The sequence below is a fragment of the Bacillus vallismortis genome, assembly GCF_004116955.1.
Lineage (GTDB): Bacteria > Bacillota > Bacilli > Bacillales > Bacillaceae > Bacillus > Bacillus vallismortis.
The window spans coordinates 1,514,916-1,537,616 of record NZ_CP026362.1; the positions used below are offsets into that span (position 1 = coordinate 1,514,916).

Annotated in this window: 27 protein-coding genes and 1 pseudogene; 8 read left to right on the forward strand and 20 right to left on the reverse strand. The window is 40.1% G+C overall.

Annotated features, from left to right (window positions below; all coding sequences use genetic code 11):
• Nucleotides 1-211 precede the first annotated feature (211 nt).
• On the forward strand, nt 212-385 hold the full coding sequence (gene ynzD / locus BV11031_RS08110) for an aspartyl-phosphate phosphatase YnzD (RefSeq protein ID WP_121643736.1): 174 nt from the start codon (nt 212-214) through the stop codon (nt 383-385).
• 72 nt (nt 386-457) lie between these two features.
• Here the strand turns inward: ynzD and BV11031_RS08115 are convergent, their stop codons facing one another.
• The 6 genes from BV11031_RS08115 to yneA all read right to left on the reverse strand — a co-directional run bounded on the left by BV11031_RS08115 (nt 458) and on the right by yneA (nt 4,819).
• Complete coding sequence (locus BV11031_RS08115; RefSeq protein ID WP_003221221.1) at nt 458-676, reverse strand: YneF family protein; 219 nt, start codon at nt 674-676, stop codon at nt 458-460.
• An 85-nt stretch (nt 677-761) separates the two neighbouring features.
• Nucleotides 762-1,208 carry a sporulation inhibitor of replication protein SirA gene (sirA, locus tag BV11031_RS08120; protein ID WP_010330657.1) on the reverse strand — a complete coding sequence of 149 codons (447 nt, stop codon included), beginning with the start codon at nt 1,206-1,208 and terminating at the stop codon, nt 762-764.
• Nucleotides 1,209-1,360: 152 nt separating this feature from the next.
• Entirely contained in the window at nt 1,361-3,364 is a 2,004-nt protein-coding gene (gene tkt, locus BV11031_RS08125; protein ID WP_129550720.1) for a transketolase, read from the reverse strand.
• Between the two features lie 168 nt (nt 3,365-3,532).
• Entirely contained in the window at nt 3,533-3,766 is a 234-nt protein-coding gene (locus BV11031_RS08130) for a DUF896 domain-containing protein (RefSeq protein ID WP_010330660.1), read from the reverse strand.
• Between the two features lie 63 nt (nt 3,767-3,829).
• The gene (locus BV11031_RS08135; RefSeq protein ID WP_010330661.1) at nt 3,830-4,483 is read right to left on the reverse strand and encodes a YneB family resolvase-like protein; all 654 of its coding nucleotides are present in this window, start codon (nt 4,481-4,483) and stop codon (nt 3,830-3,832) included.
• Between the two features lie 18 nt (nt 4,484-4,501).
• Entirely contained in the window at nt 4,502-4,819 is a 318-nt protein-coding gene (gene yneA / locus BV11031_RS08140) for a cell division suppressor protein YneA (RefSeq protein WP_082246385.1), read from the reverse strand.
• A 148-nt stretch (nt 4,820-4,967) separates the two neighbouring features.
• Between yneA and lexA the strand changes: the two genes are divergently transcribed.
• Complete coding sequence (gene lexA / locus BV11031_RS08145; RefSeq protein ID WP_010330663.1) at nt 4,968-5,585, forward strand: transcriptional repressor LexA; 618 nt, start codon at nt 4,968-4,970, stop codon at nt 5,583-5,585.
• 384 nt (nt 5,586-5,969) lie between these two features.
• Here lexA and BV11031_RS08155 read toward each other — a convergent pair whose 3' ends face one another.
• Both BV11031_RS08155 and fosB read right to left on the reverse strand, forming a co-directional pair.
• On the reverse strand, nt 5,970-6,389 hold the full coding sequence (locus tag BV11031_RS08155; protein WP_041952603.1) for a hypothetical protein: 420 nt from the start codon (nt 6,387-6,389) through the stop codon (nt 5,970-5,972).
• Between the two features lie 82 nt (nt 6,390-6,471).
• Nucleotides 6,472-6,894 carry a metallothiol transferase FosB gene (gene fosB, locus BV11031_RS08160; protein ID WP_010330665.1) on the reverse strand — a complete coding sequence of 141 codons (423 nt, stop codon included), beginning with the start codon at nt 6,892-6,894 and terminating at the stop codon, nt 6,472-6,474.
• Between the two features lie 224 nt (nt 6,895-7,118).
• Here fosB and BV11031_RS08165 point away from each other — a divergent pair, with 224 nt between their 5' ends.
• Complete coding sequence (locus BV11031_RS08165; RefSeq protein WP_026014541.1) at nt 7,119-7,571, forward strand: YndM family protein; 453 nt, start codon at nt 7,119-7,121, stop codon at nt 7,569-7,571.
• Nucleotides 7,572-7,597: 26 nt separating this feature from the next.
• Here the strand turns inward: BV11031_RS08165 and BV11031_RS08170 are convergent, their stop codons facing one another.
• From BV11031_RS08170 to BV11031_RS08220, 11 genes are all read right to left on the reverse strand, one after another.
• Nucleotides 7,598-8,356 carry a poly-gamma-glutamate hydrolase family protein gene (locus tag BV11031_RS08170; RefSeq protein ID WP_010330667.1) on the reverse strand — a complete coding sequence of 253 codons (759 nt, stop codon included), beginning with the start codon at nt 8,354-8,356 and terminating at the stop codon, nt 7,598-7,600.
• Between the two features lie 230 nt (nt 8,357-8,586).
• Nucleotides 8,587-8,901, reverse strand: coding sequence for a hypothetical protein (locus BV11031_RS08175; protein ID WP_026014542.1), 315 nt, complete (start codon nt 8,899-8,901; stop codon nt 8,587-8,589).
• Between the two features lie 93 nt (nt 8,902-8,994).
• Nucleotides 8,995-10,635 (reverse strand): YndJ family protein, encoded by a 1,641-nt coding sequence (locus BV11031_RS08180; RefSeq protein WP_129550721.1) that lies wholly within the window; start codon nt 10,633-10,635, stop codon nt 8,995-8,997.
• Nucleotides 10,629-11,249, reverse strand: a complete 621-nt coding sequence (locus BV11031_RS08185; protein ID WP_010330669.1) for a DUF4166 domain-containing protein — start codon at nt 11,247-11,249, stop codon at nt 10,629-10,631. Before BV11031_RS08185 ends, BV11031_RS08180 begins: the two co-directional genes overlap by 7 nt.
• A 4-nt stretch (nt 11,250-11,253) precedes the next feature.
• Nucleotides 11,254-12,027: a hypothetical protein gene (locus BV11031_RS08190; RefSeq protein WP_041952602.1), complete on the reverse strand. Its 774-nt coding sequence runs from the start codon at nt 12,025-12,027 to the stop codon at nt 11,254-11,256.
• A gap of 194 nt (nt 12,028-12,221) precedes the next feature.
• Complete coding sequence (locus BV11031_RS08195; RefSeq protein ID WP_010330671.1) at nt 12,222-13,436, reverse strand: Ger(x)C family spore germination protein; 1,215 nt, start codon at nt 13,434-13,436, stop codon at nt 12,222-12,224.
• The gene (locus BV11031_RS08200) at nt 13,426-14,517 is read right to left on the reverse strand and encodes a spore germination protein (RefSeq protein WP_010330672.1); all 1,092 of its coding nucleotides are present in this window, start codon (nt 14,515-14,517) and stop codon (nt 13,426-13,428) included. Before BV11031_RS08200 ends, BV11031_RS08195 begins: the two co-directional genes overlap by 11 nt.
• A gap of 27 nt (nt 14,518-14,544) precedes the next feature.
• Nucleotides 14,545-16,107, reverse strand: a complete 1,563-nt coding sequence (locus BV11031_RS08205) for a spore germination protein (RefSeq protein WP_129550722.1) — start codon at nt 16,105-16,107, stop codon at nt 14,545-14,547.
• A gap of 240 nt (nt 16,108-16,347) precedes the next feature.
• Nucleotides 16,348-17,538 carry a chromate efflux transporter gene (gene chrA, locus BV11031_RS08210; protein ID WP_010330673.1) on the reverse strand — a complete coding sequence of 397 codons (1,191 nt, stop codon included), beginning with the start codon at nt 17,536-17,538 and terminating at the stop codon, nt 16,348-16,350.
• Nucleotides 17,539-17,701: 163 nt separating this feature from the next.
• Nucleotides 17,702-17,890, reverse strand: a complete 189-nt coding sequence (locus BV11031_RS08215) for a hypothetical protein (protein WP_010330674.1) — start codon at nt 17,888-17,890, stop codon at nt 17,702-17,704.
• Nucleotides 17,891-17,912: 22 nt separating this feature from the next.
• Nucleotides 17,913-18,173, reverse strand: coding sequence for a hypothetical protein (locus BV11031_RS08220; protein ID WP_010330675.1), 261 nt, complete (start codon nt 18,171-18,173; stop codon nt 17,913-17,915).
• 453 nt (nt 18,174-18,626) lie between these two features.
• Here BV11031_RS08220 and cotC point away from each other — a divergent pair, with 453 nt between their 5' ends.
• The 4 genes and pseudogenes from cotC (at nt 18,627) to BV11031_RS08240 (ending at nt 20,614) form a co-directional block, all read left to right on the forward strand.
• Nucleotides 18,627-18,836, forward strand: coding sequence for a spore coat protein CotC (gene cotC / locus BV11031_RS08225; RefSeq protein ID WP_121642642.1), 210 nt, complete (start codon nt 18,627-18,629; stop codon nt 18,834-18,836).
• A 238-nt stretch (nt 18,837-19,074) separates the two neighbouring features.
• A pseudogene (locus BV11031_RS08230) lies at nt 19,075-19,418 on the forward strand (YoqO family protein).
• 139 nt (nt 19,419-19,557) lie between these two features.
• The gene (locus tag BV11031_RS08235; RefSeq protein WP_128568255.1) at nt 19,558-20,280 is read left to right on the forward strand and encodes a YrpD family protein; all 723 of its coding nucleotides are present in this window, start codon (nt 19,558-19,560) and stop codon (nt 20,278-20,280) included.
• A 49-nt stretch (nt 20,281-20,329) separates the two neighbouring features.
• A complete protein-coding gene (locus BV11031_RS08240) occupies nt 20,330-20,614 on the forward strand; it encodes a hypothetical protein (protein WP_121643734.1) in 285 nt (94 codons plus the stop codon).
• Nucleotides 20,615-20,756: 142 nt separating this feature from the next.
• Here the strand turns inward: BV11031_RS08240 and BV11031_RS08245 are convergent, their stop codons facing one another.
• On the reverse strand, nt 20,757-21,596 hold the full coding sequence (locus BV11031_RS08245) for a thymidylate synthase (protein ID WP_010330751.1): 840 nt from the start codon (nt 21,594-21,596) through the stop codon (nt 20,757-20,759).
• 560 nt (nt 21,597-22,156) lie between these two features.
• Here BV11031_RS08245 and cotU point away from each other — a divergent pair.
• Nucleotides 22,157-22,441: a spore coat protein CotU gene (gene cotU / locus BV11031_RS08250; RefSeq protein WP_010330752.1), complete on the forward strand. Its 285-nt coding sequence runs from the start codon at nt 22,157-22,159 to the stop codon at nt 22,439-22,441.
• Nucleotides 22,442-22,701: the final 260 nt, after the last annotated feature.

Here is a 22,701-nt window from a genome sequence, read left to right on the forward strand (position 1 = left end):
CATCCCTTCACGATTTGACACTCCTTCAAATGACAAAATCATTTCATTTTTTTAACACTTTCACTTGAAGGATTTCTATTTTTAGAAAAAACTTATATAATTTAATTTGACATTGAGATATTGTACTCCTTCTCATTTGAAAATTAGTATAAAAATGGATATAATATAAACATTCACTTTGAAGATCTAATGTATGAAAGGATACATCCCTGTGATTAAAGAGCATCTATTAAATGAAATCGAAAAAAAAAGAGCAGAGCTGCTGCAAATTGTCATGGCGAACGGAATGACATCTCATATGACGATAGAGCTCAGTCAGGAGCTTGACCATCTTCTCATACAATATCAAAAGCAGCGCCTTCGAGCAGTAGCGGGTGACGAATGATTGCAAAATAAAAAACCCGTTAAGGGTTTTTTATTTTATAACCATGTTTCTCTATATCATAATCTTTACGTATTATTTCGTTTGATTATTCATGGCTTTCATCATTTGATTAATTTTCTTTTGAGAAGGTTTCATTCCCATTTGCATCATCATCATGCGTAACATTTGTTCATTAATAGGCGGATTCTTTTTAAGATAGCTCATCATATATTTACGAGCAATAAAAAACCCGAGTGCAACACCTATGAGCAATGCAACAACGCCCACTAGGATGCCAACCCATAAAGTCATTTTATTTCCTCCTTCATGTTGTCTAGTTTAAAGTGTACTAAACCAAAAGCTATTATACAACATTTACATCTCTTTTTCTTCGGTTTTAGACAAAATTTCTTTCTTTCACCGGATTTAGCCATCCATAACGCTTCGAATTGAAATCCATTGCCAGAAAGCACGGGCTTACTTTCCTCAACACTTCAAAGAAAATCGTTTCTGCCTCGTAATGTCCCGAAGCCACAATCTCTATCATGTTCTCTTTCATCATTAACGTCGCGTGGCCTTTTGCTTTCGGCAAAGCTAATCTATAAATATAATCCAGCTGCCTGTACTCCACATTGCTTAAATTCATTTTTAACCGCTGATGCATATGTAAAATCGGGATTGGCTGTGTAATATATTGAATCTGTTTCTCTGTCATTTCATATCGCTGCTTTGTTAGGCTTGTCCAATGATAGTCTTGAAACAGCTCAAACATAACCGATTCCCGTCCGAAATAGTGGTTGGCAAATTCCTCTTTTATCAGGTACGTATAGTAGTGACGTTCCATCTTTTCATCCCCTTTTCCAGCAGCAAGTGATTTGCACTCTATTATACATAAGAAGAAAAGAAAGAATTGTCTATTACTGTTAAACAGCCAATACTATTTTTGTCGGATATACAAGAAAAAGAGGATGATTTGACTCATCCTCTTTGAAAGACTTACTTATTGAGTAGTGCTTTGACTCGGTTCACTACGTTTGGAACTGAGAAGCCGTATTCATTGATGATGGTTTCACCAGGAGCGGATGCACCGAATCGGTCTATGCCGAGCACATCTCCCTCAAGTCCTGTGTATTTGCCCCATCCGAATGATGCGCCCATTTCAATTGCAAGACGTTTTTTCACATCTGCAGGAAGGACGGCGTTCTTGTATTCGATTGATTGTTTGTCAAAACGGTCCATTGATGGCATGCTGACAACAGAAACATCGATATTTTCTTTTGCCAATTCAGCCTGCGCTTCAATCGCAAGACCTACCTCAGAGCCTGAAGCGATGAGAAGAGCGTCAGGTGTTTCGTTTTTAGGTTTAGAAACGACATACGCACCTTTTTCTACTCCTGCCAATGCTTCTTCAGCTGTTTGGTCAATTGTCGGAAGGTTTTGGCGTGTCAATACAAGCGCTGTTGGCTGTTCAGTGCTTTGCACCGCGAGCTTCCATGCAGCCGCTGTCTCATTGCCGTCTGCAGGACGGATCAAGGAAAGATTAGGCATCGCACGGAGTGAAGCAAGCTGTTCAACAGGCTCGTGTGTCGGGCCGTCTTCACCAACCGCAATACTGTCATGTGTGAAGACATATGTGACAGGAAGACCCATTAATGCTGCAAGGCGAATCGCCGGACGCAGGTAGTCAGAGAAGACGAAGAAAGTTCCGCCGAATACACGAAGTCCGCCATGGAGCGCCATGCCATTTAATGCTGCACCCATCGCAAATTCACGAACACCAAACCAGAAGTTTTTGCCTGAGTAATCAACCGCTGTAAAATCACCTTCATTTTTAATTGTTGTTTTGTTTGAACCCGCCAGGTCAGCAGATCCTCCAACAAAGAAAGGAATTTTTTTCGCAAGTCCGTTAAGAACTTCACCGGATGATGCACGGGATGCCAAGCTGCTTCCTTTTTCATAAACAGGAACCTCTTGATCCCAATCCTTCGGAAGCTCTCCTTTGATTGCCAGTTCAAGCTGTTCAGCAAGTTCAGGATAAACTTCTTTATATTTATTGAATTGGGCATTCCATTCTTGTTCCTTTTTCTCGCCTGACTCTTTAACCGCTTCAGCGAAATGCTCATAAACTTCTGAAGGAACGTAAAAATCTTCTTCATACGTCCACGCGTATGCTTCTTTTGTTAATTTGCTTTCCTCTTTACCAAGCGGAGCACCGTGAACACCGGATGTGCCGGCACGGTTAGGTGAACCAAATCCGATCGTTGTTTTCACTTCGATTAATGTAGGTTTCTTTTCATTTTGGCGTGCTTTTTCAATAGCCGCTGTTAATTCTTCAATATTATTTCCATCCTCAACATAAAGAACTTCCCAATTCATTGCTTCAAAACGCTGCTTCACATTTTCAGAGAATGAACGGTCGAGATCTCCATCAAGAGAAATGTCATTAGAATCGTATAATACGATCAGACGGCCAAGCTGAAGGTGGCCTGCAAGTGAAGCTGCTTCAGAAGAAATACCTTCCATTAAATCACCATCACCGCAGATACTGTATGTATAATGATCGACTACGTTAAATGAATCGCGGTTGTAAGTTTCCGCTAAATGGCGTTCAGCGATAGCCATTCCGACAGCCATGGCAATTCCCTGGCCGAGCGGACCTGTTGTCGCATCAACACCGGCAGTATGTCCGAATTCCGGATGTCCAGGTGTTTTGCTGCCCCACTGGCGGAATCCCTTAAGATCTTCGATGCTCAGATCAAACCCGCTTAAATGAAGCATGCTGTATAAAAGTGCTGATCCATGTCCGGCAGATAAAACAAAACGGTCACGGTTAAACCAGCCAGGGTTTGACGGACTTACGTTCAAAAATTTTGTCCATAGTGTGTATGCCATTGGAGCTGTCCCCATTGGCATCCCTGGGTGACCAGAATTTGCTTTTTCAATAGCGTCTATTGAGAGTGTGCGAATGGTAGCAACCGATTTCTTTTCAATTGTATCCATAAAAATCCCCTTCCTTATGTGTTGTACCCTTACATCATAAATGTCTGACGACTTTTTCTCAACTGTTTCAGCTTAAAATTGAGAGAAACTTGTTGAAATTTGTAACATAAAAGTTTTGCTTATAGTATATGCAAAAGAGGAATACGTTATTGCCGTATTCCTCCTATATTAGTGAAGTTTATTATTTCTTTTTTCTTTTTTAAGTTTTTCTGGTGTAACATCATTGCCTTCTGGGTCAATGATTTTCACACTTTTTAATGTGTTTTTCATAGAAGAGCGAAAACCTTTCAGGTACTCTTGACGGAGCTTTTGCTGTTCGGCTTTTTCTTCTTCTGTTATAACGCCAGCTTTGGCTTTGGCAGCAAGTTCATTAATTCTGGCAATTTTTTCGTTTGAAATCATGTTAAACTCCTTTATTGCATTTTGCCTATATACTACTAGATCAAAAAGAGTTTTACAACTGATTCAATCGGCTGTATCGTCATTCTCTATGTATTCCTGAAACCGCCGGTGGACTGTCGCTTTAGACACATCATAGCCAAACCCCCTGAGCGTAGCCGCAATTTCTGCGAACGTCAGTTTATTCGCCCTTAAGCGGACAATCTCTGAGATGGGCACCTCTATTCTTTCTTTTCCGCTGTTTTCATGTTGGTTTTTCAGGTTTTTTTGCGGTTTAAAACCGTTTTTCACTGCGCGTTTCATGCCCCGCTTGATTTTCATGTTGTGAATTTTCCGCTGGTACTCTTCCACAATGCTGACGATCTCCAGCACCATCGAATCAGCCTCCGATAACTCCAGTTCGCCTTTGTGAGCGGTTGTATAGACTTTCACACCTTCTCTATAGATGCAATGAAGCAGTGCGATTTTTGCATTTCCCCGTCCGAGCCTAGTCTCATCCTGAACCAAAATGACATCAATTTCAGAATTCTTGATCTCATCAAGCAGCTCAAATACACCATCCCGATCCATTTCATATCCGCTTGCTTTTTCGGAAATCACTTTGACGACTTCCATGCCGTTCTCGGCCGCAATGGCCGTAAGCTCCTCCTCCTGCCGCTTTAATGACGTCTCCTGCTGTTCTTTATTTGTGCTTACGCGGGCATAAATGAGTGCTTTCATTTTTTCTATCTTTCCTCTCTATCTTACAGTTGCCAATTCATATGCATCCTGATGCTTTTTTTTCAACGGAATCACCAATTCATCTCCCGGCTGGATATCAGTCGTCTGAAGATAATTTTTATCAGCTACCCATTCAATAAAATCTTGTTTGTTCATTTTCTTTTTATCTGTTACCTGGTCAGCTATAGACCAAAGTGTATCGCCTTGCTGGACTTCTATTTTAACATACTGATTAAGCTCCTGGCCGTTGCTTGAATATGACAGCAAAAGGATAACCGCGCTCAAAATCACTGTGAACAGACCGACAAAAATAATAGATTCTTTACCCATGATCATAACCTCCAACAGGAATGTTTGTTCGCTTTTTATAATTTCAGTATATACGAACAAATGTTTCTGTCAATTGTTTTTTCGAACCTATGTTTGTACTGTCAGGAAAATCATGCTATAATCTTCTTAAAATCGACGTTTTGAGGTGCGAAAAATGACGAAGCTATCAAAAAGGCAACTTGATATCCTCAGTTTCATTAAAGCAGAGGTTAAATCAAAAGGATATCCGCCTTCCGTAAGAGAGATCGGAGAGGCTGTCGGGCTTGCGTCCAGCTCAACTGTCCACGGCCACTTGGCCCGTTTGGAAACAAAAGGGCTGATCAGACGAGATCCGACAAAACCAAGAGCAATAGAAATTCTTGATGAAGAAGTAGACATTCCGCAAAGCCAGGTCGTTAATGTACCGGTCATCGGGAAAGTCACGGCGGGATCTCCTATTACAGCAGTAGAAAATATTGAAGAATATTTTCCGCTTCCCGACCGTATGGTTCCCCCAGACGAGCATGTGTTTATGCTTGAGATTATGGGAGACAGTATGATTGATGCAGGTATTCTCGATAGGGATTATGTCATCGTTAAACAGCAAAACACAGCGAACAACGGGGAAATTGTCGTTGCGATGACAGAAGATGATGAGGCTACGGTAAAACGTTTCTATAAAGAGGATACTCACATTCGCTTACAGCCTGAAAACCCAACGATGGCACCGATCATCCTACAGAATGTCAGCATTCTAGGGAAAGTGATTGGTGTGTTCAGAACCGTCCATTAATCTATTGAACTATCAAATGATGAAATAACCCTCTCTTCCTCGATGAAGAGGGGGTTTCTTGTATAAAAAAAAGCAGGCTCGCCCTGAATTTTAGGTGCGAGCCTGAATAGGAGGAAAAAGAACATCATGTTTACACCACAATTATCCATCAATTGATTGTTGAAGTCAAGAAATATTCTTTCCCTCAGGAAACTTTTTATCAAAATGCTGTCTATCAAATATAGACGTAATCTGCTTAAAAATGTTTCATGTTTAGGTCGGGGAATGATATGGCCTCAGATATTATCGAGGGAGCGCGGCGATTAAATTAATATGAAAATTTAGCACATAGTTTAGTTAGTTCTTTTTAATGTAAAAAAACAGCTCACCTTATGATCATGAGCTTCAATCAAAATGAAAATATTGAATACCATAACTCCCTTTTACCCGAACATTTGTACAGTTTTCCGAATGTTCTTCTGCAAAGATACGGTATCGATGAAATGGATCAATTGAAATCTTATCTTGAGCACTAAAATCAAACCAGTTGCCTCTGAATTGTTTCGTGCTCAGCGTGGTATATTGCCCGGTAAGCCCCATCCGTTGAAGTTTAAACTCAATCGAACAACTTTTAGCTCCCAAGATCGTAAACTGATAGCCTAAAAAATACTCGATAGCCGGAACATCACTTATGTTTTCCAAAACAAACGACTTAGTGTTGTCATTTAAAGTAAAGTCGGTTTTGTGATCAAACTCTAATGCTGACGCATGTGTACAAATGCCTAAAAAACACGCCAAAACTGCCGTTAAAACCACTATTTTCATTTTCAATCAAACCCCTCCCTTACCATATTTTACTCTTTCCTCACGTTTATGTATATGTTCTTTGGGAAATCTCGAGGACGCTTCAATCATAAAATTTCATATGTGTTTTTTCCTGTTTATAAAACTGAAGTCTGTCTTGAAGGCTTCCAGTATGAAATTCAAATTTATGGCCGTCAGGGTCGGTAAAATAAATAGACTTTCGATCGCGTTCATTTCGTTCTCTGCCAGGCAGAATATTGACATGAAGCCTTTTTAATTTTGCTAATATGTCTTCAAATTCACGATCTTGAATAGTAAAAGCAATATGTGTATAAGATGCCTTGATGTCATTTCTCGGAATGTCAGGCTCTTCATTAAGTGCAAGCCAGATGCCATTCAAATCAAAATATGCTGTTGTTCTTCCCTTGACCAGCAGCTTGGCATCAAACACTTTGCAATAAAAATCGATCGATGTGTCCAAATGAGAAACAGAAAATAACAAATGATTGATTCCTTGTATCTCCACAATAAAATCCCCCTCTAAGGCTGATCAACCATATGTACGTTTTTGCACCAAGAAAGTTTCATGCAACAAGAAAGTTTCATGCAACAAGAAAAAAATACCAGTGTAAACAAAATCGGATTGTTTAAAATAATGACTGTTAAATGGGTTCAACTAAATTGCTTAATGTGTTTATCATTCATTTACTGCAAAGGTTTTTTCATAAAAATAACAATGTAGGTGATCAAATGAAACATCTCATTGCACTAGCCTCAAAGATTGCTTTCACTCTCGCCCTTTTATATGTGATATTAGACAGGGTCTACTACGCATCGTTTTTAAGTGTGATGTTGATTGCGATTTTCTTAGGTTTTGTCTCATATCTTTCCGGTGACATGCTCGTTCTTCCAAGAACAAACAATATTACAGCTTCATTAGCTGACTTTGGACTTTCATTCGTTTTGATTTGGGTCTTTGCTTTAACCCAAACAAGAAATGATTTTTCACCGTTTGCAGCCGCTCTTCTTTCCGCTGTCTGCCTGACTGTTTTTGAATACTTTTTTCATCGGTATTTACTGAAGAATGTGCTGGATGAAACATTCCGAAATGAACTGACAGCCAGAGATAACACTCTACAATATCAAACAGAAGCCGCTGATGAGATGTATCCTGACGTTACAAACGAGAAGCATGAGGAATAGGAGGCCGACTTATCGCCTCCTATTTTTCAGTAGTTACTTTTCAGAAAACGGGACATTACTTCTGTAAAATCATAAAATCTCTCATTTTGAGTAACAGATCTGCTTTTTAAAGAAAAAATGCCGAACAAAGATCTTCTAAAACCTGTGCTCATTTCGATCTGGATACTCAGCCCTGTTTTTGATTTATTTGCAATGTTATTCGGACTAACGCCTGCATGCGGGTGGTCCGTACTAAGCAAGACAGCAGGAAAACCTGCATTTTGCAGTTCTTCAACTAAACCTGCAGCTCTTTCGCGATCTGTACCGCCAACTTCAATCTGCTGATCTTCTTCTGCATACCCGTGCAATGAAATGACATATTCGTGGTTTTTCGTCATCCTCAAGGCTCTGGGTTCATCAAAATGCGTGCTCGTAATATGCAGTGCAAAATTTCCTGACGATTTTAAGCCTTCAAATACATACATCGAATACTCTTTGCTCAGCTCTCTGGCTACTTCACTTGTCCCGCCTTCAATCCCTCCTCCATGAATGGCTAACACAAGGACAGGGTGTCCGGCTTCTTTCGTTACAATACGGTAATCCGAAGGCTCTTCATTGTTTTTTAATTCCTCAAAATTCTGATAGACATCTTCAGCGTAAATTGAAGAAATGGGAATGAACATCACAAAAACAATCAATAATTTAACAATTTTAAAAGTTGATGGGAAACGTTTGACTATGTTACAATCAACATGCTTCAGGGAATGGAGCAAACGGCGGAGCAGGGATACTTTGGCCGGTTTCATCTACTCCGCCTCTAAGTCCAAATCAACAGGATGTCGGTTTCTTTGAGGCTTTCGCACGAATTCTCTCGTCCTCCTTGTTAAATTTTTGTTAAATTCACAATATTATATACCATTAGCCCGGGCGCTGTTCTTCCCATTTCTGAATTTATGAAAAGGAATTGGCCCCGCTTGTTTCCCAATTCCCATATCTAACACAAAAAAAACGCACCTGCTCTTGGCTTGTGCATTTTTTATTTTCTATCGCTTCTTCGTTTCTTTGCTTTATTCAATTTCATAATGTTTTTTTCAATTTTTCTTATTTTTCGCCTTTGCGGGATTGTTTTCACTTCATAATAAACAGCGATAAATCCGCTTAAAGTTACTGCTGCGATGTAAAGAAAACGGCGTTTGATAAATCGGCCAGCGCGTCTGTGATTCCCCTTCTCTTTTTCCAGCTGTTCGATCACATCTTGATCGAACAGCTGATCGACATACACTTGTTTCATTCCCACTGCAAATCCAGCAGCCAGCCAAAGAACCAGAAATAAACTGATATAAAACATCATTAATCCCTTCCTTTCCCGTCCAGATGCGGCGCAGAATTGGAATGTAACTGATGGAATCGTTAAACAGCTGTCAGACGAAGTCACTTCCTGGTGTTAGGTTCTTTCATTTGAGCGAATATATGTAATGATGTAATGGACAGTTAAAAATTTCAATCCAAACAGCCACATGTGATGAACAGCGGTTAATCTGTTGTCATGTGCAGCTTCTATCAGAAAGGTCTCAGATAATGGAAGCGGAAATGTCCCCGCTCTGGTTTGCAGATAAATCCCCTCATCCCCAGCTCTGTTTTTTCTCCGCTTGCTTGTCAAAACCAGTTTTTCCTGATGATGATAAGGCTTTAAAATGCCTGTCATGCTGCTGAATGGGAGCGGGAGAGAGATGTTCATATATCCCTCTTCATTTGAGCGATACACAGAATACAGAGCGGTAAAAATGGTTTCGTTTTTTTCGTTTGTTCTGATCCAGGCCCGCACTCTTTTTCTGCCGTCTTTTTTCGAATGAACACCCTTTATCTTGCTGTACATTTTATACCAGTCAGGGTTCGTCGACAAATGAATTTGTCCGGTTCTTTTGCTAATCCACTCGTAAACAACAGCAAGCGGCCGAAACCACGTGCTCCACGCCACTTTTGCCTTCACATCATACTCAACGGTTTGTTCATAAAACGATAGAATGAACGGCGCCAGTTTTTCAGGTGAAAAGTCTTTTGAGCGAAGGCTTCTCATATCATCCACAAGCCCTCTGTATTGGACGTTATTTTCAGCTTGAATATGAGCTAAAAAGTCTTTTCCAATCTTTCTTTTTCCGTAGATACGACTGAACGTCTTTACACTGGCCGCATCAAAAGGCTTCGGGCCTTCTATTCTCCATCCGATTAGTGCAGGCAATATCACGGCAAATGCGTTGACAAAACCGTGAATCCAAATCATCTGATTGATGGTCAGTGTCACTTCCTGCCGAAATACACCAAGTGAATAAATCATCGAGAATGTGATTGTCACCATTAAAACGGCAGAAGAAAGCCGAATAAGGATTTTCCCAATCTTATTGCGAAAAGCTGTGGTGAGCACCAAATATGCTTGAAGATAAAGCGCCGCCATATAGAGGCCAACTGCAATGACATCAAGTATTTTGGAATATGAAATCCCAAGCGCGATAAGAATGGGTGAAAACAAAATCACCCATGTCATCCAACTGTACAACAGCCGATTTTTTCTGGTGATTCTCCCGAGCAAGCCGTTAAAGATGGGGATCAGAAAAGCTGAATAGTGGAAGTGGACTGCAGTCAGCAAAATGATGAGAGGGCTAAATTGCATGAATTGCAAATGTGCAGCATAAGCAAAAAACCAAAACCCTCCGCCCGCCAAATAGATAAGCCCGAACAAAATTGATGTCTCTTCGATTCTATGTATCTTTGTATCCCGTAACCGAAGGAGCGCGTACAACGCCAAAAAAACGGTGTAGATCCACCAGACCAGAGCGAACCACCCGACGTCTGTCACTAGAGCCAGCACCGCAAAGAAAGCGGCTGCCGGATAGCATCGCACGAAGCCACATTCCAGAAATTGAACAGCCTTAAGCGGCGATTGATGAAACACAAAAGGAAAAATCCCCGGCACAAAAAATAGGATGGATAACAATACAAGTGCCTCAGCCACTGATAAATCGGGTGCTTCCGCAGCAAGAAATCCTATAAATAAAAGCGTACTGATCATGCCATTTAGTTTTAACATGATTTCTTCGCTTCTTCCTGAAATGTTCCTTTATAAAAGAAAAGAGTGCCGAGAATTGTATTTTGCACATGTACTTGAATGGTGAAGCAATTCTTGCTTTCATCAAACGATTCGGAAACAACAGATGTCCCCGTCAGCCATTTTGGCAGCGGTATTCGTTTTCCGCATAACAACAGCCATTGCTTTCCCGATGTAATTGTCAGAGAGCCGTCAAGAGCAGCCTCAAACGCTAAAACAGAGAGCAAAAGATGAGGACTGCCGAAGAAATCGAGTATTCTGTCGTCTTTTTCGTCATATACCATGATCGCGTCAAAGAAACGTTTTTTGCCTTTAAAGAAAAATGTACGGTTCCATTCTATTCCGATGGTGTCCCGATACAGAAGACTAGCTTTATTTTGTATCGTAAAAGGGATGTCTTTGCCTCTTTCTGAAAAGAAGCACCTGAAAAAAACACCCAGCTTTAACAGCATTCTGACCAGAAAAGAGCCTCCGCTTATTTCTGACATCGTTCCTGTTCCGCTGAATGTATGAGATTCGTCTAATTGATATCGTTTTTGCAATTTGGGATGCAGCAAATGATAGTTCTTGATCGTTTTTTCATAAATCGAGCTCACAATGTCACTTCTTTCTTTTTCGTTTTGTGTGACGGGCACTGGGGAGCTGAACACTAAGAACGCCGCTTGCCGCAGAACACACACTCAACAGGATTGATAATAATACCTCGGAATGTAAAAAAGCGAATCCAGCAAAGAGACCAGCCTGGACAGCATGAAGGACCCATTTTCTCTTTAAGGGAATAAGCCACAAAATACCCAATCCTATCTTCGCTGTTCCTGTAAAAATACTAGTTTCAAAACCCGTAAAGCCCTGATGAAACCAAAACAGACTAAAAATTAAACACATCAAAACATAGACAATAGCAGATCGGATGAAGTGTTTCGGATGTTTATTTTGAACAATCCAAAGCCTTAATGCGTCAAAGCTCCATGCAGTCACCCAGCCAAGCAGCGGCCGAAAAAACAAACGATCAATCCATCTTCCAGGCAGTCCGTAGGCTGTTTTGTACTGGTACTGTGTTAAAAATGTCATTTTCCCGTTGTCTCTTTGTATATACTTCCAGTAGCCATTCCCGCGCCGAATCAGGGATAACGGATGATCAGAGCCAAAAGCCAGTGAGGACACTCTTTCAGATGAACATTTGTCGAAAACACCGACTGTTTCTCCTGTACCCGATACCTTTAACCCAAAGCCTACCCTTGTTTCGTAAAGAAACTTCTGCTTTTCGTCTGGCTGCTTAGGCAAATATGTGATATTTGAAAACCGGAGATCCCATTCTTTATGCAGTGCTGGGGTTTGCGTATATTCCCAGAGCTTATCCAGATCAGATCTCATTTCGATTTCTACATAAATCGGTTTCTGTCTCGTCTCACAGCCCCTCCTCCCTTCTATTTCAAGCAATTCTATATTAGCATATTGATCCTTTTAAAAAAGGGACATATCCCAAAAAAAGTATTTTCATCCTGAAAAATGCATAAGAAAAAGAAGAGATGTTTTCTTCTCTTCTTTTTAAAGAGCTATGTGATCCATTACTGGGTTTTAACCGTTCCATAATGAGTAATTGTGACGTTGACGCTGTACGTGATCGCAGCCTTACTGAAGGTGTCTTCCCAGTTCTTTTTCACCTTTTTCCATAAGTCAGGATGTTCCAGTCTTAATGATTCGTCAAAACCCGCAACATCAGCTTTATACTCTTTCTGGATTTTTTTTAATACATGGCCGACTATTTTTTTCACTTCGTTTTCAATATTCGTCTCAATGCGTTCTATAAACTGGGTGTCCAACGTTTCATTGGTTTTCCAGTTTTCAACCAAGTCCCCTTCTGATTCAATGTCAATATGGAATGAGATATCCGTTCCTTTTACGATAGGCTTGATTTTGCTTTTTATATCATTGATATCGTACGCAATAATCTGCCCGCTCTTTTTATCATGGGCTTTGACAACTCCGCCTTTGCCTTCCCCGGCTATCCATGTAATCCCCTCCGTTTCATACTCATCTAAAGAACCGATCATTTTTTTTGATTTCCCATTAATGACCGTTGCTCCGGAATACTTGACCGCTCCATTTGCCGAGACCACATTTTGCAGTAAAAAGCTGCTGCCAGAATGCAGTTTGCCGATTAGCTTCGCAAGTGTTACAGGGCGCAGTATTCTGGAAACTTTATGTTCATTCTCAGCTAATCCAGTCAGCCGAAATGCCGGAATCTCACCACTCTCTTTCAGCTGGAGGGCATCTCTCGCCTTCCCTTTTGCAGATAAAACAAGACAGCTCAGCCTAATTTCATTATCACGAACAAATTGATCCAGCATTTTGTCCATCGGGTATGTACGCAATACATCTTCACTCATCACAACCACTTTTAAATGCGGGCTGAACACTTCACGGTCCCTTCTTAACGCAACCTCGCTCCCAATCTGCTGTAACGAATCCCCTGTTTCACTAATATTTTGATACGCTTTTTGCGTTCCTTGTCCGCCACCGCCTCCTCCGCTTTGTCCCGCGCCGGCCACTTTTTCATTAACAAATTGATAAGTCAGCGTCATGTTGTCTTTTTTCGGGTAGCTCCCCCCCTCTTCTTTTAGCTCTTTCTCAATATTTGTTTCCTTTCCTTTATCGATTGCGATAGCGAATGTGAGACCTAGCTCTTCTATTTCCCGGCTGCTCCAGCATCCTGTTGCAAAAGTCATTAGCGAACAAACTATGACAATAGCGGTTACTGGGTGTTTGAGTTTACGTTTCACCTCTTTTCCTCCATTTCGATATGACTAAAAGCAAAATCGGCAAAGCGCCAAATATATACAAAGCTAGATGACTGACCAAATCGCCCAAAATAAACACATCATTTTCATTTTTGGGCATGCAAGAAAGAATAAAAACAACAGGAAGCAGCCCAAACATGCAAGAAATCGGTTTCTTTTTGAAAACTTGCGAGACACCCAAGGAAGCTGCATAAAAAGTGATAGTGAACGTGGCGAAAAGCTGCATAATCCAAATGACCAGAAGGAATGATTCGAACCGCTCAAATATTAAACCAGATATTTCAAAGCTTCTCATCAGGTCAAGCGCCGGCCATGTTCTCGTTACAACACCATCAACAGATATGGCACCGATCACCATAACCACGGTAATAATATAAAAACATGTCACAACGCCTGTCCCGATTATAACCGCTTTCACTGCTTTTTTCGGTTTCTTCATAAACGCTACTAAAATGAGCATAATTTCAGAACATGTAAACGAAAGGGCCGTTGTTTTCACTCCTTTGAGAACCGGCATGATTCCATCTCCTAATACAGGGCGTAAATTGTTAACCTCAAATATGCCTATACTCATAAGAGCTACAGTTAAAAAGATGATGACCGTAACCGGAAAGATCATTTCAAACAGCCGGGCAATAGGATCAAGACCTTGTGTAATCGAATATAGCCCGATCCAAAGAACCGTCATGACAATGGCCCACGATGGAGTCCCTTCAAGGAGAAAAAACACAACAATTTCTGACATCACTCTCACTTCAAAGGCACTGAGAGTTAAAAAATAAGTAATGAAAATGAGACTGATGAAAGCACCGAGCCATTTGCCCACAATATGGCCGGAATATTCATAAAACGTCTCCTTAGGATACTGCTGGCTTAATTTGACGATGACTATTCCGGCAATGATCGCGATACCCCCGCCTAATAAAACGGAAATCCATCCATCAGGGGATTTTGTTTGTTCTGTCACTGTCCGAGGGAGCGTAAGAACTCCTGCAGCGAGCATATAATTAATGATGATCACCGTTGCTTGTGCGGTAGTAATTTTACTCTTTGGGCTGGACATAAGCTTAGCACCATCCTGTCGAGGTCATCATTTCACCCGTTTTGCATTATCTGTATTCATGATTTTCGGCCTGCGCTTCATGACTAAGAGAGGCATTCTGATGATAAAATCCTTCCAATCTTTCACATAATAAGGGACCGCTGGGCTTGCGTATGGAAGGCCAAAGCTTTTCAATTTTACGACATGGCTGCTTAAAAGCAGATAATACATAATGACACCAAATAACCCAAACACCGCCGCGCAAAACATCGCGCCAAACCGAAGCACCCGAAGCGCAATGCCTGTACTGTAATGCGGGATGGCAAATGAAGAAATGGCTGTGAGCGCAACGACAATGACCATGATTGGGCTGACAATACCCGCTTGCACAGCTGCTTCCCCGATAATTAACCCGCCAACGATGCCTATTGCAGGTCCGATGGGCTTTGGCAGACGAAGCCCCGCTTCCCGTAAAATTTCGATCGCAATTTCCATAAATAAAGCTTCAATGAGTGAGGGAAACGGAACACCCTGACGCGTCCCGGAAATTGAAATGGCCAGTTTGGTCGGAATTAACCCCGGATGAAAAGAAATAAATGATATATATAAAGCCGGTGCAAATAAGGTTATGATTGCCGCAATGAACCTCAACAATCTGATGAACGAGCTTGGGAACCACCTTTCATAATAATCTTCAGGCGATTGAAGCACCATGCTGAAAGTAACCGGAACAAGCAAAGCAAACGGAGTGCCGTCAAGCAGAATGGCTACTCGCCCTTCCATTAATCCGCTGATGACGCGATCAGGCCGTTCTGTACCTTGTACTTGCGGAAAGGGACTGAGATAATTGTCCTCGATTAGCTGTTCAACATAGCCAGATTCCGGCAGATGGTCGATCTCGATTCCTTTCACTCTTTTTTTTACTTCCTCGACCACTTCTGGATCTGCTATGTCATTCATGTAAGCGATGATTAAATCCTTTTTTAGCCGTGTCCCTACTTCAAATTTCTGAAATGTCAATTGATCATTTTTCCCTTGCTGCCTTAAAAGAGCTGTATTCGTACTCAACTCTTCTGTAAAGCCCGTCCGCGGCCCTCTGACAAGCGCTTCTGAAAGCGGCTCCTCAATGCTTCGATTTTGTTTTTTTACGGTTCCCAGAAGAAAGGCCTGCGGCATTCCATCGATAAGAAGCGCTGTGGAACCCATGAAAACATTCAACACGATAGCACTGATTTTTTCCGACTCTGCGACATCACAAATTGATCCGATTTGATTCTTGATATCCTGCGAAGTGAATTTGCCTTTACCGGGTTGAGAAATGTCCTCTCTTGCTTGATGAGGCTGATTCATGACTAAAGCAGATATCCCTTTATTAATCAAATCCTGATCAGACAGTCCATCAACAAAGATCAATGCCGCTTTCACATGTGAATGATTGATTTCAAATTCCCGGATATGAACGTCTCCGTTATGCCCGATTTTTCTTTTCACTAGTTCAAGGTCGTCCCCGAAATGACCGGATAATACTTCTTGGTCCGTTTCAGCTTTTGATTGATCTGAGCCTTGATGCTGCTTCTTTGTTTTGTACTGATGGTTCCGCCATCTCATAATTGCACCTTCTTATATATCAATCCAAGTAAATACCTTATTGATTGCATATGGAACGAGGAATACAACTAACGCTTGAAGCCATAATGTCCAGTCAGTAAGTGTTAATATCACATTATCCATCTGTCAATCCCCTTCACTCTAATAGGATTATTTTTCCCGTACATCTCTTTTTTATGTTCATCTTTTTTCACAATAAAAAAAGCGTGATGAATGTTTCATCACGCTTTAGAGATATCTAAGTTAAAGAAGGCTCAAAAGAAAGCCGCCAATCACACCCGTGACTACAACAACCCACGGAGGCAGTTTCCAATAAGCAAGCATACTGAACAGTACAGCCGCAAACGCAAAATCAATCGGATTCAAAATCGCACTTGTCCAAATCGGAAAATAAAAAGCTGAAATCAAAATTCCGACTACCGCTGCATTCACTCCTGCAAGAGCTCCTTTTAGATGAGGATTTCTCCGCAAAACATCCCAATAGGGCAGCGCACCTAAAATCAGCAAAAAAGCAGGCAGGAAGATGGCAATAGCAGCTAACATGCCGCTCTGCCAGCCGCCCATGACCGCACCAAGATAGGCGGCGAATGTAAATAATGGCCCCGGCACAGCCTGTGCTGCGCCATATCCTGCTAAAAATGCTTCTTTACTGACCATTCCGGCCGGTACAAATTCCTGTTCCAATAACGGCAAGACAACATGTCCCCCGCCAAAAACCAAGGAACCAGCCCTGTAAAAGCTGTCAAACATAGAAAGCCACCGCAAGTCCGCAGCTTCTCGAAGGACGGGCAGAAGAACAAGCAACCCGAAAAATACAGAAAGACACACTGTTCCGAATGTCTTAGAAATTGGAAAACGGACAGCTGATTCTTTTTTGCCGGCAGACTCTTTAAACATTAGAAAACCAATTGCCGCCGCAAGGATGATAATGCCAGCTTGCGTATACACGGTTTGCCATAAAAGTGCGACAATCAATGCAAACAATGCAATCGTTTTTCGTTTGGCATCGGGCGTCAGTTTTTGAGCCATTCCCGCTATAGCGTGGGCAACAACAGCGACCGCTACGATTTTTAAACCATGAATCCAGCCGGCTTGCTCTACATTGGTATGTTGTAACATAAGAGCAAATATAATCAATGCCAAAACAGAGGGCAGCGTAAAGCCGAGAAATGAAACGATCCCGCCAAGTAACCCGCCACGCATCACACCAATCCCTATCCCAACTTGGCTGCTCGCTGGACCAGGCAAGAACTGGCACAATGCAACTAAATCGGCATAGCTTTTTTCATCCAGCCATTTTCTTTTGCGAATATATTCTTCATAGAAATAGCCCAGATGAGCAATGGGACCTCCGAATGATGTAAATCCAAGTCTTGTTGAAATAATGAAAATTTCTATCAGCGTTTTAAAGCTGTTGCTTTTATGTTCGTGCATTGCTTCCTCCCATGTTCTCAGCATTTTAATAAAGCAGAAATACTCCACTTTAGTATAAAAAACTGAACCATGTTTGCAAGCGCTTGTTTAAAAATGATAACGAATCTTAACTTTCATATAATAAAAAAGCTAAACATTGAGCCTTTTCGCCATTCAGAATCAATTAAAATTCCAGTTTGAAGCTTTCTGCCTGATCTGACACTTCCACAGGTATTCCCATAATCGTTTTCGGTATAGAAACGTAAACAAAGCGCATCTCTTTCTCTAGTTGCTGAAACGCTTTTTCACTGACTACAATCCTGGCCGGTTTTCCCGGGCTGTTATCAATGGCTGCTTTGATTTTTCCTAGCATAAACCCCCCCCTGTTTTAGATTCTAACTCATAGATAGAACCATCATGAAATTGAGTACAGCTAAAACTCCTGAAAAAAATGCGATCCCTTTGCTCCGCCTCCAGAAAAACAGTACGTTGGCTAATAAAACAAAACTGATAAACCCATCAAATCCGCGCAGAACAAGTTGGCTGAACTGGATTTCTTTTTCAACAATAACAATTGCAGCTGCACAAACAATCATAAATAAAAAGACGAAAATATACACTTTCCACTCTCTCACTGTATTTTCTTTCTCATACATGCAGTACTCCCCCCTTTAACAGAAATGTTCATCGACAGAATGCACAATAAATCATGTAAACGACGGGCATGATCCCATTAATTATTATTATATGACTTAATTGATAAAACATCATGTGTCAAGAGGTAAACGAATGGATCTTAATCGCAAAACGCGAAAAACATTACTCTGAAAGCGCCTTTTCAGAAAGTCTGGGAGAAAGCCTTCGCTTTAGAAGGCATCGATTTCATTTCGCCCTGCGGTGTAGAAAAAGTGATTCAGAAACATAGAAGACCACTAATATCAGAAAATGATGTGGCTCGCTGAAAAACCGGATGTTTTTGACTTGTTTCCATCCCCTCTTTTTTTAGAGATTTTGGACAGCCCTTTTTTTCTTCTATGGTTGTAACTGTCCAAGCCGCACGACCAATACGCCATATAATATAGCGTATTAACAATAAAGGAGGAGTATATATGGGTTATTACAAAAAATATAAAGAAGAGTATTATACGGTCAAAAAAACGTATTATAAAAAGTATTACGAATATGATAAAAAATACTGTGATCACCATGATAAAAAAGACTATGACAAAAAATATGATGACTGCCATAAAAAACATGATGACCACGACAAAAAAGACTATGATTATGTTGTAGAGTATAAAAAGCATAAACATTACTAAACTCCATTAACATCTCCTCATTTTCCACTTGTTCCCCGGCTGAATGCCGGGTTTTTTTGATCTGCTATTGCTGGTATAATTTGAAGTTTACTTTCTTATTAATTAGCCTTAATGACAGAATTTAAAATCATATTGAATATTTAGTACATAGTTTTATTAGTTTATAAAAGTGTTTATAAGTATTTGCAGTTATAAAGAAAATTTTATAGCCATAAAAGGTAAATTTTTGTTCTAAAACATAGTATTTTATCTCATTTTTCTCTGTCTATTTGTATCAATCGCCATGAAAAGCTTTGAGGTCATAAGATCGATTGCCAATGTGGTCTGCTTACTTTTTGTTTTGTTCTATGTTAAAGAGGAACTGAAAATATATACACACAAAGCGCTGACGTTCCCCATCATTTGTTTTCTTTGCTTGTCTGTACCTGTACTTTTGTTATTTTGCAGGGGCAAACATATATGAATAGCCCCCTCTTCGTTACCGGCTGGGAAATGATCGCTGTCACACTTTTGATTATCGTTTCTTTACTCATTTGTGTATTTATGTTGAGGAGGATTTCAACTCATTTAAAACAGCTGTGAGCAAATCCTTTTAGAGGAACAGTTTTTCCACATAGAAAAATATAATAATAAAATGAAAAATTTGTCGATTTATATACATAAATTGAGTTCCAAAATAAGGTATAATAAATGATGAAACCATTGCAAAAAAGGGGGAATTGTGTTGAAAAAAGTATTGATTGCAGGAGCAGTAGGAACAGCGGTTCTTTTCGGAACACTATCATCGGGTATTCCAGGTTTGCCCGCGGCAGACACTCAGGTCGCAAAAGCAGCCTCCCAGCTGCCTAAGGGAATCGGCGGCCGCGCCTATCTGAACAGTACAGGCGCTGTTTTCACAGCTAAAATCAAGCTTCCCGACACCGTAAAAAATGATGACTCAGTCTCTACTCCGTATATTTATTCAGGATTTAGCGCAAAAAGCGGAACTGAGGCAGATCTCGGGCTTCAGTACAGCAAACAATACAATGTCTGGAAGCCTCTCATGAAGGTCGGATCCAAAAATAATGAAACGTATATCGAGGGAAAAGATAAATTCACATATACCAAAGGTTTCCGCCCTGGTAGCACAGTCCAAATGACAATCTATAAAAATTTGAACGGAAATACACGCATGACCCTTTGGGGAACGAACAATGACGGGTATACGGGCCGGATTATCACAGAAATCCAAGGAACCAATATCGGCACAATCTCAAAATGGAAAACTCTTGCTACCGCGGCTGTTTCGTATGAAAGTCAGCGTTCTGCCATCAAAGCAACCTTTTCGACAGCTTTCAATAACATCACAATCGACAATAAAGCCGTCACCCCTGTAGTAGATACACAGGATTTCGCAAAGGTTGTCGTTTCAGGAAATAATGTGACGATTTCTCTTAATAAATAAACAAAGCAGCAAAAGACCGCCGGCATTGCCAGGCGGTTTTGCTCAGCATATTCGTAATAATCATCAGAATTTACAGCTCTTGTGTTTGCTTATCTTATTATATTATAGGGTGGAAATTGGTATGAAATCTGGAAAAACAGGTCCTTTTGGAATGATTTTGGTTATTATAGCTCTTTTAATCTCAATACATTTTATGTTTAACACAAAAGCATTGATACCTGCTGGGTATGATCTGGCTATTCATGGAATTGTGATATCAAGAACTTTAATGATCGCTTTTACCTTGTATCTAGTTACAAAATTAGGATACTTTCTTCTGAATAAAAAAGATTAGCTTGCAACGTTAATCTTTTTTATAATGAGTTTTTAGAATATATGTATTATCTTTTTGCTCAATTTTATACAGCTTCATGATGTTTTTCTTACTAAAATGAAGGTTGGCACCAAACCAATCAGCGATTAATAAAGAGGCAGCATTAAACCGCTACCTCAAATAAAAGCTTGTCGCCATGCTTATAGTTGATTAACTTGAAATCATCAATGGTAAAGTCATAAAAATCTTTGACTTCGGGATTGATCCATAATTCAGGGGCTTCAAACTGCTCTCTTTCCATTTGAACTTTCAAATTGTCGATATGACGTGTGTACACATGGCAATCACCAATGTTAAAGATATATTCACCAAGCTCATAACCAGTCACCTGAGCAATCATGCGCTGCAACACATTATACTGAAATACATTGAATGGATTTCCCAACGCCATATCATTGCTCCGTGCTCTTACCTCAAGGTGGAGTTTACCTTGCTTCACATACCATTGTGTCTCGTATACACAAGGTGTTAAAACCATTGAATCTAATTCATCAGGATTCCACAGCATTGTAATATGTCTGCGTGAAGATGGATTGCTTTTCAATTGATGTAGAAGATAGTCAACCTGATCTACTTTTTCTCCATTTAGATTTCTGTTTTTCTTGCCCAGCTGGAAACCATAGGCTTGTCCGATGGTGCCGTCTTCTTGTTTCCATTGATCCCAGATATGTACGCCCATTTTGTTTAATTCTGTAACATCGTTCGATTTCAGCTGCCAAATCCAGAGCAGCTCTTTAATCGCTGTTTTCCAGGCAACTTTTTTTGTTGTTAAAATAGGAACTTCTGAGTTGTCGAATCTCATTTGCTTGCTGATGATGCTTAGTGTGTAAGCAGGTGTTCCATCAGAGTCCCACTTGGTTCTTACATTACATTCTTCATCTGAGATTCCATCATTCATGATATCCTTTATAATTGAATTGTATTGTTTGTCGAATTGTGTCATGTTTACCCTTCCTTTAACCGTTATCAGCCATGTGATGCCATCATCTTAACATAAGTTTGTGCTGCCTTTATCTCCAATTTTGTATTGTAACACATTAGGTTTACAGCAAGCATGTCAGTTACATTCACCCTTCTACATTTTTCTTAAAGGCAGACTCAACTCTATTTGCATTAAGTATAAAGCTTCTACACTTCCTCTGCTGTTCCATCAAAGTAATGGCAGCTCAAATTTAAACCACATCTCCTTTTATTCAATGATCAGCAACAAACCTACCTTTAATTATGTTCGCCAATGTTCCAATACCTCTTACAATTTTTTCTGCCAGTTTTCTTGCTAGCATGACAGCATAATCACTAAGGATTGTTCGTCAATCTCTTGAAATAAAGAAAACCCTTCTTCTAGTATTACTCCCATTCACTGTGATGGAATCCGTTCTCCTAACTAATTAGTAACAGATGTATCAGAAACAGCCCTATTTGTAAACTATTATTAAATTTGACCATACCAAATGATTTAAACCACATATATTAATTTCGAGTATAACAAAAGGAGGAATTTAAGTGGGGTATTATAAAAAATATAAAGAAGAGTACTACACTTGGAAGAAAAAGTATTACAAAAAGTATTACGACCATGATAAAAAGCATTATGATCATGATAAAAAGTATTGTGATCACGACAAAAAGCATTATGACCATGACAAAAAGTATTGTGATCACGACAAAAAGCATTATGATCATGACAAAAAGTATTGTGATGAACACGATTATCATTATGACAAAAAATATTATGATGACGATGATTATTATTATGATTATGTCAAATCGTATAAAAAATATCACTAAAACTCTTACACATCTATTTCCTTCCTCGGTGACAGACCGGGGTTTTTTTTATGATATTTGTCGAGGATATCAGTATGGATTGGTCAGTCTAGCATTATTTCATCTTGTATGTTGAACTTGGCTCAATGAGTTCAATGACTAAAGAATACATCTCATTTAACAACTTGGCTTGTAATTAGTATTATTGCTAGTATTTAGTGAACCACCCCTACTATTTAAAACTATTTTTTTGTAGAGATGCTTAATCCATCGACATTTTT